This is a genomic window from Paenibacillus nanchangensis, assembly GCF_046543445.1.
In the GTDB taxonomy this organism is placed as follows: Bacteria; Bacillota; Bacilli; order Paenibacillales; family Paenibacillaceae; genus Paenibacillus_AQ; species Paenibacillus_AQ nanchangensis.
The window spans coordinates 1-12,870 of sequence record NZ_JBHOFD010000036.1 but is presented as its reverse complement, the minus strand read 5'-3'; the positions used below and the strand labels follow the sequence as shown (position 1 = coordinate 12,870).

The following is a 12,870-nucleotide window of genomic DNA, read 5'->3' as shown; positions in this document are numbered from 1 at the left end:
AGTTTATCTCCTCTCACTTCTGCTTCTGAACTCCGCAAACTCCAAATCCTCGGGTGTCGTCAGCTTAATATTCGCATAGCTGCCTTCGACCACAGCGACAGCGATTCCCGCCCGCTCCGCAAGCATGGAATCGTCCGTTCCGAGGAAGCCTTCACGGGCAGCCGCTTCATAAGCCGCCAGCAGCTCGGACAGGCGGAATGTCTGCGGCGTCTGAATCGCCCACAGGCTGCGGCGGTCCGGGGTGGAGACGACCATGCCCTGCCCGTCAACCTGTTTGATCGTATCTTTGACCGGCACCGCAAGCACCGAAGCCCCCGTCCGCTCCGCCTGCTCGCAGCAGGCCGTAATTTCGGACGCCTGGACGAACGGCCGCACACCGTCATGTACCATTACCCATTCGGTGTTCAGCCGCTTCAGGCCTTCATGAACGGAATACTGCCGCTCTGCTCCGCCAGCCACAACCGCCGTCACCTTGGTCAGGCTGTATTGCCCGATCCACTCCAGGCAGCGCTCCCGGTCCCCGGTCCCCGTGACCAGCACGATTTCCTGAATTCGTTCATGCCGCTGAAAAACTTCCAAAGTATGTACAATTACCGGCTTATCCCGAAGCAGCAGAAACTGCTTGCTTTCGGCGGTTCCCATCCGGCTTCCTTTTCCTGCCGCTACAATTACGGCGCCAACACTGTTCGACATTTCTCTGACGGCTCCTGTCCCTGGCGTATACCCTCATCATAACGTGTTTGCCGGGCATTTCCAACCCTAAGCTTAGGCAAAAGACCGGCTGTCACAGGCTGCAAACGCCTGCTTAAGCCGGTCTTTTTGTCGAATTACTGCGCCTTCTCCAGCAGCTTCGGTTTGGCGAAAATCATACGTCCGGCGGACGTCTGCAGGACGCTGGTGACCAGCACCTCCATCGTCGAACCGATATACTCCCGCCCGCCTTCGACAACAATCATCGTGCCGTCGTCGAGGTAAGCAACCCCTTGGCCGTGTTCCTTGCCGTCCTTGATGACCTGCACAATAATTTCTTCACCCGGAAGCACAACCGGCTTCACAGCGTTGGCAAGATCGTTGATGTTGAGTACGGCGACTCCCTGCAGCTCGCATACCTTATTGAGGTTGAAGTCGTTGGTGACCACTTTGCCCTGAAGTGCCTTGGCCAGCTTGACCAGCTTGCTGTCGACCTCGGAAATCTCCTCGAAATCCCCTTCATAGATCAGGACTTTGACATCCAGTTCTTTCTGAATTTTATTCAGGATGTCCAGTCCCCGGCGTCCGCGGTTGCGTTTGAGCAGATCGGACGAATCGGCGATATGCTGCAGCTCCTCCAGCACAAATTCGGGGATGACGATGGTGCCCTCAATAAATCCCGTCTTGCAGATGTCAGCAATCCGGCCGTCGATAATCACGCTGGTATCCAATATTTTGTGCTCATGCAGCGGACGTTCTTCCGCTTCAGGTTCCCGGCCCCAGCGTCCGCTGGTCCACAGCGAAGCCAGCTCGTCCCGTTTTTCCAGGCCCACCCGCAGGCCGATGTACCCCAGCCCGGCTGTAAGGACTACCTGGATCAGTTCTCCGCTTTTACCAAGCCAGCTGATACAAGGATACAGCAGCAGCGACAGCAGCAGTCCCGCAAGCAAGCCGGCGGCGCCCGCCGCCAATTCGTTCATCGGCAGCTTCACGCACCGCGCCACCGTTTCGCGCAGCTTGGCGCCGCCCCAATCCGCAAGCAGCGCTCCGGCAATCAAAAAAATAATAGCTCCCAGCACGGTAAACCCGATACCGGCTTCCACTGGAAATCTCTCATCCAACCTTTGCATCCCTAAGGGAAACCGTTCCGAGGCCTGGATATACAATGAATATCCGGCCCACCCTCCGGCCAAACCGGCAAAGGCCAATACTCCTTTTTTCCACATGGCCGCACCTCCTCCGCTTCTTTAAAAATGGCTTTGTGAATGGATGGCCCCACCTTTGGGTAAAGGGCCTTTCCTCCCCAGTATGTTCCATTTTCGTAAGGGATAATCCTGACAGACACGGGATTTTTTTTGACCCCTTTTCCGAGCGATGCCTGCCCTGCCGTTCGTTTGCTTGTTGAAATGGTTCCGCCGGGTGGCATATAATGAACTCAATTCAAGAGCCAGGAGGGAAATGGAAATGAGCGCACCAAGTTTGCAGGAATTCCAGGATCAGGTATCCGAACTGCTGCTCCGCCACCGAAGCCTGCTGGACGTCCTCTCCAAGGGCGGACAGAGCAGCGCCTCCGTCAACCGGGCCGTCGTCAAGGCTGTTACCGAATGCGGCTGCATCGAGCTGCACGCCTCCAAGCAGGCATTTGAACCGGGCTCCAGCCTGATGGAGGCCAAGGACCAGGCCGGCACCCACGTTCAAGGGCATCTATGCGAGAACTGCCGCGAAGTCATCGGCTCGGAGCTGGGACGCGAGCTGTTTTATATGTCGGCACTGTGCAATTTGCTTGATATCCGTATGGATGAGATCGTTGCCAAGGAATCGCAGAAATGCGCTACGCTCGGACTGTTCAATTTATCCTGAACCCGCCGTTCCCTTTACCGGAGCTGCCGCGGCAGGATAGTTTTCCGCTTCATACCCATTCAGGCTTACAACAAGAAAGGACGCTCCTCGTCTGACGGATCAGACGGAAGGAACGTCCTTTTGCGTATATTCTTGCAGCATCCGGAGGCTTAACTACCGGAATCAGCTATTCTTCGATTGGTAAGCTTCTTTCTTCGTCCGCTTTCTTCGGCGCATTCTTGTCGTCAGCCGCGTCACGTTCTGCTTCATGCCATACAAGGCATATACACCAAGCAGTGCAAAAATCATCTTGGAAATCTGCTCGGGGAACATTACCGCCACGGCCACCGCAATTACAATGACGATGGGAGCGCCGATTACGGCTTTTTTTGGAAACCCGATCTTCTTGAAGTTCGGATATTTTACGGTGCTGACCATCAAATAGGATAACAAGAGAGCAGTGAACATCATCAGCAGCGGGGATACTTCTTCATGAAACAGCGACATGGTCGCGAGTACGCCTCCGGCCGCCGGTATCGGCAAACCGATAAAATAACCGGGAATTCCCGGACGGACATTAAAACGGGCTAATCGGAGCGCGCCAAAGACAGGGAAAATTGCGGTAACTGTCCAGGCCAGCGCCGGGCTCACGTTCTGCAGGGAAGTTACATACATGATCACCGCCGGTGCGACTCCGAATGAAACGACGTCGGACAGGGAATCCAGCTCTTTGCCAAATTCACTTTCGGCTCCAAGCGCGCGGGCTACGCGTCCGTCCAGACCGTCGAGCAGCATTGCGATAATCACCATAATGGCAGCCATATCGATTTTTCCGTCGAAAGCCATCATGATGCCAAACATTCCGAGCATCAGGTTACCGATGGTAAACAGACTCGGAATTGATTTTGATATCATTATGTCACCTCATGTTTTCATTAGGCCTTAACGACTCCAACATTACGTGATTGTATGGGATTTACATTTGTCTGTCAATAAGAACTTGTTTCTGCAGCCGCTTGAGTCCTTCCTGAATGCCCCGGGCACGGGCTTCCCCGATGCCGTCGACTTCGTCCAGCTCCGCAATGCTTGCCGTCATCAGGTTGGGCAGCATTTCAAACCGTTCCACCAGGTTATGGATAATGACGTTCGGCAGACGCGGAATTTTGTTCAAGAGCCGGTATCCTCTCGGCGTGACCGCTTCTTCGGAGGTAATGGACGTCGGCGAATAGCCAAGGAGCCGGGCGATGTGGTTGTCATCCATCAGCTCGTCGTCGGTTGCGCGTTTCAAACCATTGATAATATCGCGGATCTTCTCTTCTTCCTCCACCCGGGCATAATCGCGGTACAGCAGCCAGGCTTCCTCCTCGGTGTTGCCGACCAGCTCCTCCATCTGCATGCTGATGAGCCGGCCTTCGTTGCCCAATTCATTGATATAACGTTTGATCTCCATCTTGATGCGCAGCACCATCTCTACGCGCTGAATGACACCGACCACTTCCGGCACCGTAACGATTCCTTCATACTCCGAAGCCGACAAATTTGTCAGCGCCTGGGTCAGGACAGCCCGGTATTTCTCAAGCGTCTGAATCGCCTGGTTGGCCTTGGTCAAAATAACACCGATCTCCTTCAGCGCATACCGGATATTGCCTTGGTACAACGTGATGATGTTGCGGCGCTGGGAAATGGAGACGACCAGCTTGCCCGTCTGCTTTGCGACGCGTTCGGCGGTCCGGTGGCGGATACCGGTCTCGATCGACGGAATCGATGAGTCAGGAATAAGCTGGGTGTTCGCATATAAAATCCGTTTTAGATCCTCGCTCAAAATGATGGCCCCGTCCATCTTCGCAAGCTCATAGAGGTAGTTGGGCGAAAAATCGCAGTTGATGGAAAACCCTCCATCCACCACATCCATCACTTCCGGGCTGTAGCCGACCACGATCAGCGCGCCCGTCTTGGCTCTAAGCACATTCTCCAGACCGTCCCGGAACGGCGTCCCGGGTGCCGCAAGCCGGAGCAGGTCATTCATGTTTTCCAGTTGGTTGTGTTCTTTCATCTCTATAATAAGCCCCCTAATCTAAAGCGACCGCTAGTGCGTCTGCAACCGTTCCGACCCCGATAAGCTGTATATCTTTAGGATGCTTCCATCCTTTTAAACTTTTCTCCGGCAAAATCACCCGGCGGAAGCCCAGCTTCGCCGCTTCCTTCACCCGCTGCTCCGCACGCGACACCGCTCTTACCTCCCCGGTCAACCCGACTTCGCCGAATACCACATCGTCCGGTTTGGTCGCAATGTCGCGGAAGCTGGAGGCAATGCTGAGCGCAACGGCAAGATCGACCGCCGGTTCATCCAGCTTGACGCCGCCCGCCACATTCAGATACGCGTCTTGATTCTGCAGGAACATCCCCATCCGTTTCTCCAGCACCGCGATAATTAGCGACAACCGCTGATGATCCATGCCGGTGCTCATTCGTCTAGGGGACGGAAAATGCGTAGCCGACACAAGCGCCTGGAGCTCCACAAGCACCGGCCGGGTGCCTTCCATGCTCGCCACAACGGTCGAACCGGCCACCCCAAGGGGGCGCTCCGACAAGAACAGCTCCGAAGGATTGTCGACCTCGGTCAGCCCGATTTCGCCCATTTCAAAAATGCCGATTTCGTTGGTTGAGCCAAACCGGTTTTTCACCGCCCGCAGCAGCCGGTACGTATGGTGGCGTTCGCCTTCAAAATACAGCACGCAGTCCACCATATGCTCCAGCAGTCTCGGACCGGCGATGGCCCCTTCCTTGGTAACATGCCCGACTAGCACCGTCGCAATGCCGCGAATTTTGGCGATCCGCATAAACCGGGTTGTGCATTCCCGAACTTGCGCCACACTGCCCGGCGCACTCGTCACCTCAGGCATAAAGACGGTTTGAATGGAGTCAATGACCAGAAATTGGGGCTGGATATGCTCGATCGCTTCTTCAATCGTCTCCATGTTCGTTTCGCACAGGACATACAGCTCGGCGGACAAAGCACCGAGACGGTCGGCGCGCAGCTTGGTCTGCCGGACCGATTCCTCCCCCGAGATATAGAGCACACGCAATCCCTGAGCGGTCAGCGCATGAGAAGTCTGCAGCAGCAGCGTCGACTTGCCGATACCGGGGTCTCCGCCCACGAGGATCAGCGAACCCGGAACAATCCCTCCGCCAAGCACCCGGTTCAGTTCTCCGATGCCGGTCAAGATCCGCGGCTCCTGATCGCTTTCTATATTTATGATGGATTGCGGTTTTTCTTTACTATGAAAAATGGGGGCATTCATCCCCGCCGTTTTGACGACGCTTTCCGTTTCCTCGACCATGGTGTTCCATGCCTGGCAGCCCGGGCATTTCCCCAGCCATTTCGGAGATTCGGTTCCGCATTCCGTGCAGATAAACTTTGTTTTCGCTTTTGCCATTTGGTAATCTCCTATACAGCGGGAAATATCTGTTTCTATTAAAAGTTTAACATTTCTGCTCGTGTAACGAAAGGCCGGGCGACCCGCAAAACCACCCATTTATGATCAATAATTTACATTTCTTTCTGCCGCTGACTTCTGACGCAGGGCGTGAGGCCTGCCGCTTCAGCCGTCCAGTCCGCTTTACTCTATATATCGACATTCGGACGAAAAAAAAGAAGCCTGCTGCCAAAATGCGGCAGCAGGCTTTCTGTGCAATGAGCGGCAGAAAGCTCGCTCCTTGCGAAATTTTAAGGTGTGAATTACTCCGATTTCTCCATGTTCAACGCCACATCGCGTTTTTTTACGGACAAGTCGCCGTTGTCCTCGTCGATGATCAGGGAATCGCCTTTGGTCACATTGCCCTTCAGCAGCTCTTCGGACAGACGGTCCTCGATGTGCTTCTGGATCGCCCGGCGCAGCGGACGGGCACCAAATGCCGGATCGTAGCCTTCTTTAGCCAGGAAGGCCTTCGCCTTATCTGTCAGTTCGAAGTCGACGTCGTATTCACGCAGCCGCTTGCGCAGCTCTTCGGACATCAGCGTTACGATTTCGGCGATGTGTTTCTCATCGAGCGAGTGGAAGACGATAATTTCGTCGATCCGGTTCAGGAACTCAGGACGGAAGCTCTTCTTCAGTTCTTCCATCACTTTGCCCTTCATGTTGTTATAATCCGCTCCCGCATCCTGTACGGCGGTGAAGCCAAGAGTCGAGTTTCTGCGGATTGCTTCCGCGCCAACGTTGGAGGTCAGGATAATCAGCGTGTTGCGGAAGTCGACTACACGGCCCTTGGAGTCGGTCAGACGGCCATCCTCCAGCACCTGAAGCAGGATATTAAACACTTCCGGGTGCGCCTTCTCGATCTCATCCAGCAGCACGACGGAGTAAGGTTTGCGGCGGACTTTTTCGGTCAGCTGGCCGCCTTCTTCGTAACCGACGTATCCCGGAGGCGCTCCGACAAGACGGGACGTGGAGTGTTTCTCCATGTACTCCGACATATCGATACGGATCACGGCGTTCTCGTCGCCGAACATCGCTTCTGCCAGCGCACGGGCCAGCTCGGTTTTACCTACGCCAGTCGGTCCAAGGAAGATAAACGAGCCCATCGGACGCTTTGGATCCTTCAGACCGGCACGGGCGCGGCGGATCGCGCGGCTGACCGCTTTAACCGCTTCGTCTTGACCGATAACCCGGTCATGAAGCAGTGCTTCCATATTGAGCAGGCGTTCGGTCTCCTCTTCTTTCAGCTTGCTGACCGGAATGCCGGTCCAGCTTGCCACCACCTGGGCGATATCCTCAGGCGTTACTTCGGAGTCGGTACGGCCTTGTTTTTCTTTCCACTGGTTTTTCGTCGTATCGAGTTCTTCGCGAATCTTCTGCTCCGTGTCGCGCAGAGCCGCCGCTTTCTCAAACTCCTGGCTCTGAACGGCTGCGTCTTTTTCCTTGCGGATGTCGTCCAGACGCGTTTCCAGCTCTTTCAGATTCGGCGGAATCGTGTAGGAGTTCAGCCTTACTTTGGAGCCCGCTTCGTCGATCAGGTCAATCGCTTTGTCCGGCAGGAAGCGGTCCGTAATGTAACGGTCGGAGAGCTTCACAGCCTGCACAATCGCTTCGTCCGTGATCTTCACGCGGTGATGCGCTTCATAGCGGTCGCGGAGTCCGTACAAAATCTGTACAGCTTCTTCCGGCGACGGCTGATCCACCGTGATCGGCTGGAAGCGGCGTTCCAGCGCGGCATCCTTTTCGATATATTTGCGGTATTCGTCAAGCGTCGTCGCCCCGATGCACTGCAGCTCGCCGCGCGCCAGCGCCGGCTTCAGAATGTTGGAGGCGTCGATTGCGCCTTCCGCGCCGCCCGCGCCAATCAGCGTGTGCAGCTCGTCAATAAAGAGCACGATATTGCCGGCTTGACGAATTTCGTCCATGATCTTTTTGAGCCGGTCCTCGAATTCACCGCGGTATTTCGTTCCCGCTACAACCGAACCCATATCCAGCGTCATCACCCGCTTGTCGCGCAGTGTCTCCGGAATCTCATTGTTGATGATCCGCTGTGCCAGTCCTTCGGCAATCGCCGTTTTACCTACGCCCGGTTCACCGATCAGCACCGGGTTGTTTTTGGTCCGGCGGCTGAGCACCTGAATAACGCGTTCGATTTCTTTGCCGCGTCCGATAACGGGATCCAGGTTGCCGTCTTTGGCGTAAGCCGTCAGGTCGCGCGCCAGACCGTCCAGCGTCGGCGTGCTAACATTAGCCGGCGTTCCGCTGTGGCTGGAAGCCGCTTCGCTGCTGCCGAGCAGCTGCAGCACCTGCTGGCGGGCTTTATTCAGGCTGATGCCAAGGTTGTTCAGCACCCGGGCTGCAACGCCTTCACCCTCACGGATGAGGCCAAGCAAAATGTGCTCGGTGCCCACGTACGTATGGCCCAGCTTGCGGGCTTCGTCCATCGACAGCTCGATGACTTTTTTGGCACGCGGCGTGTAGGCGATATTGGTCGGCTGTTCCTGCCCTCTTCCGATGAGCGCTTCCACTTCGTCCTGAATTTTCTCCAGACCGAGTCCCAGGCCGATCAGCGCCTTGGCCGCGATTCCGTCTCCCTCACGAATGAGTCCAAGCAAAATATGTTCTGTTCCGATATTGTTGTGTCCCAAACGGACAGCTTCTTCTTGAGCCAGAGCCAGCACTTTTTGCGCGCGTTCCGTAAATCTTCCAAACATCATAGCATTAGCACCTCCGAAAATGTGATTAGCATCTATAATTAAGTCGTAGTTCCCAATGTTTCGCGAATCAGCTTCGCGCGGTTCATATCCCGTTCGGCAGCGCTCATATTCGCTCCAAACGTCTTTTGCAGAAATCCGGGCTGCGTCATTACATTTAACTCATTCAGCTTAGCAAGGCTTGGACTTTGAAGAATGCCCAAATCCACCCCAAGCCGGACATCGGACAGCCGCTGTGCGGCTTCTTTCAGTTCCATTACGGCCGCATAAGACAAAATGCCGTAAGACCGCATGATCCGGTCGGTAATCCGAATGCGCGACTCCGCCATCAGCCGCTCCCGGGCATGCCGTTCATGCTCAATGATCTGAGCGACAACGCCCTGCAGGTTATCGATAATTTCGGTTTCGGTCTGCCCCAGCGTAATCTGGTTCGAGATCTGGAACAGATTGCCGACCGCTTCGCTGCCCTCGCCGTAGATGCCGCGCACGGTCAAGCCTACCTGGTTGACTGCGGACAAAATCCGGTTGATCTGCTGGCTCATCACCAGCGCCGGCAAATGCATCATGACCGAAGCACGCAGCCCCGTGCCAACGTTGGTCGGACAGCTGGTCAAATACCCGCGTTTGTCATCAAAAGCAAAGTTCACAGAAGCCTCAAACAAGTCGTCAATCGACGTTGCGCGCTCCCAGGCCTCCCGGACCTGAAATCCGGGGAATAAGCATTGAATCCGCAAATGGTCCTCTTCGTTGATCATAATGCTGACGGATTCGTCATCATTCAGCAGCACCGCACCGCCTCTCGACTCGTTCACCAAGCTCGGGCTGATTAAATGCTTCTCCACCAGCACTTTCTTGTCGATCTCTTCGAGTTCTTCCATCTTAAGCAGTTGGAAGGTGCCGAATCCGGACGCTTCGCCGCTGTCCATGACGGGCGACAGCTGGTTCAGCACTTCCTCCGCCTGTCCGGCCGTAGCCAGCAGAGGAAAAGGGAGGTGCTGCAAATTGCGGGCGATCCGCACACGGCTGCTGATTACAATCTCGGAGTGGCTGCCGCCGCTGCGCATCCAGTCGCTGAGCGCATGTTCGGTAAACCGGAGATTAGGCATCGCGTATTCCCCCTATATATCAAAGACTTTACTCTTGTGCCATTTCTTTTTCAAGTCGGCGAATCTGGTCGCGCAGCTCTGCGGCCCGTTCGAATTCTTCCTGGGAAATGCTGCTCTGCAGCTCGCGTTTCAGCTCCGTAATCTTGCGCTGGACCTGAATGTGCGCGCCGGCGCGTTTCGGGATTTTGCCGACATGGTTTGTGCTGCCGTGCACCCGTTTAAACAACGGATCCAGACCGCTGTCAAAATACTTATAGCAGGAGCTGCAGCCGAAGCGGCCGAGCTTGCTGAACTGGGAATAGGTCATCCCGCATTCTTCGCAGCGCACGGACTGTGCGGTTTTGACCGCCGCCTTGTTCGCGCCTGTCTTATCCAAATCTAAAAGTCCCGATAACAGGCTGTGGATGGAAAAACCGCCGGCCGTTCCGGGAATCAGTTCGCCCTTCTCCCGGGCGCAGCTCTCGCAAATATGGAACTCTGTCTTCTCTCCGTTCACGATTTTGGTGAAATGGAGTGTCGCCGGTTTTGATCCACATTCTTGACACAGCATGGTGATTCCTCCCCCAACTTATTTGCCCAGTATTGAAACCAGCATCGCCTTCATCAGCTTGGCGCGGATTTCGTCCCTGTAAGGCAGTTTAACCGCAAGGCATTCGCGGGATACCGCCGCCCGCATAAGACAGGCCTCACGCTTGGTAAGAAAGCGGGCCTCCTCAAGCTGGTATATCAATCCCTCGGCCGCCGTCTGATCAATTCCGGAGCCAATCGTCTGGTTCAGATGCGTATGCAGAGCCATGTGCTGCGGCAGCTCGATCCGCTGTATCCGGATATACCCGCCGCCCCCGCGTTTGCTCTCCACCAGATACCCCTTCTCCAGAGTGAACCGTGTGCTGATCACATAATTGATCTGCGAAGGAACGCAGGAGAACTGATCGGCAAGCTCGTTACGCTGAATTTCCACGGTGCCTTCGGGACTTTCATGCAAAATATTCTTCAGATATTGTTCGATAATATCAGAGATATTACGCATCACTCATCCTCCACTGTCTGAAGCTTGCATTCTCGGCTCCGGTCGCCTGACGACGCGCTTTTAAAGGAACCTTAACCAAACCTTCTGAAACCGAATCCCCGGTGCAGCAGTATCCTCAAGAACCCTGACTTTCTTGCACAGTACTTGTGAAAAAGTCCTTATGGAACCGCCCCGGCAGTTTACGTTGTACTGCTGTCAGTATCGGCCTTCTTCCCGCCAATCATGCGGGCTGCCTGCAAGCTTCGCTGACTTTGACTTTCTTTGACTTTGATTATATTATAACACATTCTTCCGGAAAGCCAAGGGGCCCGGAAATATTTTTTGCGTAGGCTCCAGCTAGGGCAGAAAAAAGAGCCCTCCAACAGGTGGAAGGGCCTAATCAACGTATATCCATATCTATGCATCCTAAACATTTTAAAAGAAATCAAACAACGCGGTAGCCGCCTGCGGTACACGCCGTTCCATACGTTCAGCCGCCGCCGCGTCACCAGTGAGAATCCCAAAACGATAAAGTTCAGCGGGACGTCTGTATCCAAGCAGCATGGCCGTCATCGCCCCAATATCGCATGAGAGCTTAGGCGTTTCCCCGCCGGACTCGAGACGTGTCCAAACGGAGCGGCCTTCTTCGTCGACCCGGCACTCCCAGGTTCCGTTGTTCCAAGGCGCATGGCGGTCCGCCAACCCAATGGTCCACCGCTCGGCCGAGACGGAAGCAGCAAATCTCAACCGCTGCGCAAAAGATTGAATGTTCACAATCCGGGCCATGAAATAGGGATGGGTCTCCTGCTTAACCCCTCTCGGGTCCGGAAGAAGATGCGGCAAAATATCATTGGCGGGAACAAACGTGATGGATACCGCATCAATCATGGAATCGTGATTCGCCACGAATGTCCACAATGCCCGTCTAGCCTGTTCAGTCCGGTACACCAGCTCATTAATCGCAAACTCTCTTTTTTCCACCTTGTACAGCATATAGCCTTCTGGTTCGCCGGACTCCGCAAAAAAGACCACATTATGTTCATCCGCTTCAAGAACGGATTGGGTCCACCACTCTTTGTCCCGTCTAAGCGTACCATTATAGGCAGCCGCATATTCCTGGTACAGCCGGTCCAGCAGTTCTACGTCCTCCACATCCCGTACAATTCGGCCCGGGACGGTTTCTTTGACTGGAAGTTTATCCACAGGAACGTGGTATTTCTTCTGATCGCAGTACACCTCCCAGCCGAATTTCCGGTAAAACGGCACGTAAAAGGGATGCAGACAAGAAACGGTGACGCCTTCCCGGTTCATATGCTCCAGCGCATGGGTCAGAAGCCGGGCTACCAGACCTTGACGCCGATTTTCGGGCCACGTGGACACCCCGGCAATTCCGCCCATCCGTACCGGCTCGCCCTGTACATAAATTTCTAGGGGGAGTAACGTAAATTTGGCCTCCAGCTGATTACCTTCAAATGCACCCCAGATTCGTTCCGGGCGAAAACGCTGTTTGGCTGACTCCCTTGCTTCTCCGGACACCTTATATTGAAACGCATATTCCGACAACGTTAGACTTGCCTCGAACTCTTCCTGCCTTAACTGCCTGATCTCCATCCCAGCGTCCTCTCCCTGCTACTTAGCTTTGTAGTCCGGCTGTCGGCCGGACTCTTATCTCGAGTGTGCCAGAGAAGCCAGATCGTGTCAATTTTCCGAAACTTATCCACAAGCAGTCAAACACATAACAAAGCAGTTTATCGCTAAATCCACAATTTGTTCACGCTATCCACATAATTAAGAGGGTATCCACATTTCATTGTGGATGCCGTGTAGATTTGCTGAACAACTTCAAGCTCAGATTTTGCTTATCCACATTTCTTCAGACCAGCGGCCTTTAATATAAGAAGAGCAATGGAATTCCCAATACACAATATTTTATCCACAGAACACAACAAAATTTTTAGCCGGGTTATGGAATAACTGAATAACTTGTTGAAAACTCACCGCTTTTTTTTATAATCCAGATTCCTTATGTAAGCACA

At 54.4% G+C, this 12,870-nt stretch carries 11 protein-coding genes; 1 reads left to right on the top strand and 10 read right to left on the bottom strand.

What is annotated here, in order from left to right; genetic code table 11:
• Window positions 1-3 precede the first annotated feature (3 nt).
• Together ispD and ACE6ED_RS23740 are read right to left on the bottom strand one after the other, a co-directional pair.
• A complete protein-coding gene (ispD, locus tag ACE6ED_RS23745) occupies window positions 4-693 on the bottom strand; it encodes a 2-C-methyl-D-erythritol 4-phosphate cytidylyltransferase (RefSeq protein WP_410829915.1) in 690 nt (229 codons plus the stop codon).
• A 134-nt stretch (window positions 694-827) separates the two neighbouring features.
• Window positions 828-1,916, bottom strand: coding sequence for a PIN/TRAM domain-containing protein (locus ACE6ED_RS23740; RefSeq protein ID WP_410829914.1), 1,089 nt, complete (start codon window positions 1,914-1,916; stop codon window positions 828-830).
• Between the two features lie 238 nt (window positions 1,917-2,154).
• Here ACE6ED_RS23740 and ACE6ED_RS23735 point away from each other — a divergent pair, with 238 nt between their 5' ends.
• Window positions 2,155-2,550 carry a nucleoside triphosphate pyrophosphohydrolase family protein gene (locus ACE6ED_RS23735; protein WP_410829913.1) on the top strand — a complete coding sequence of 132 codons (396 nt, stop codon included), beginning with the start codon at window positions 2,155-2,157 and terminating at the stop codon, window positions 2,548-2,550.
• Window positions 2,551-2,712: 162 nt separating this feature from the next.
• On the opposite strand, the gene pssA is transcribed toward ACE6ED_RS23735, so the two are convergent.
• The 8 genes from pssA to ACE6ED_RS23695 form a co-directional block, all read right to left on the bottom strand.
• The gene (pssA, locus tag ACE6ED_RS23730; protein ID WP_410829912.1) at window positions 2,713-3,444 is read right to left on the bottom strand and encodes a CDP-diacylglycerol--serine O-phosphatidyltransferase; all 732 of its coding nucleotides are present in this window, start codon (window positions 3,442-3,444) and stop codon (window positions 2,713-2,715) included.
• A gap of 61 nt (window positions 3,445-3,505) precedes the next feature.
• Window positions 3,506-4,582, bottom strand: coding sequence for a DNA integrity scanning diadenylate cyclase DisA (gene disA / locus ACE6ED_RS23725; RefSeq protein WP_410829911.1), 1,077 nt, complete (start codon window positions 4,580-4,582; stop codon window positions 3,506-3,508).
• A gap of 16 nt (window positions 4,583-4,598) precedes the next feature.
• On the bottom strand, window positions 4,599-5,966 hold the full coding sequence (radA, locus tag ACE6ED_RS23720; RefSeq protein WP_410829910.1) for a DNA repair protein RadA: 1,368 nt from the start codon (window positions 5,964-5,966) through the stop codon (window positions 4,599-4,601).
• A 302-nt stretch (window positions 5,967-6,268) separates the two neighbouring features.
• Window positions 6,269-8,722: an ATP-dependent protease ATP-binding subunit ClpC gene (gene clpC, locus ACE6ED_RS23715; RefSeq protein ID WP_410829909.1), complete on the bottom strand. Its 2,454-nt coding sequence runs from the start codon at window positions 8,720-8,722 to the stop codon at window positions 6,269-6,271.
• A 38-nt stretch (window positions 8,723-8,760) separates the two neighbouring features.
• Window positions 8,761-9,825, bottom strand: a complete 1,065-nt coding sequence (locus tag ACE6ED_RS23710; RefSeq protein WP_410829908.1) for a protein arginine kinase — start codon at window positions 9,823-9,825, stop codon at window positions 8,761-8,763.
• Window positions 9,826-9,853: 28 nt separating this feature from the next.
• A complete protein-coding gene (locus ACE6ED_RS23705; RefSeq protein WP_410829907.1) occupies window positions 9,854-10,375 on the bottom strand; it encodes a UvrB/UvrC motif-containing protein in 522 nt (173 codons plus the stop codon).
• Window positions 10,376-10,393: 18 nt separating this feature from the next.
• Window positions 10,394-10,855: a CtsR family transcriptional regulator gene (locus ACE6ED_RS23700; RefSeq protein ID WP_410829906.1), complete on the bottom strand. Its 462-nt coding sequence runs from the start codon at window positions 10,853-10,855 to the stop codon at window positions 10,394-10,396.
• A gap of 414 nt (window positions 10,856-11,269) precedes the next feature.
• Complete coding sequence (locus tag ACE6ED_RS23695) at window positions 11,270-12,445, bottom strand: GNAT family N-acetyltransferase (RefSeq protein WP_410829905.1); 1,176 nt, start codon at window positions 12,443-12,445, stop codon at window positions 11,270-11,272.
• Window positions 12,446-12,870 lie beyond the last annotated feature (425 nt).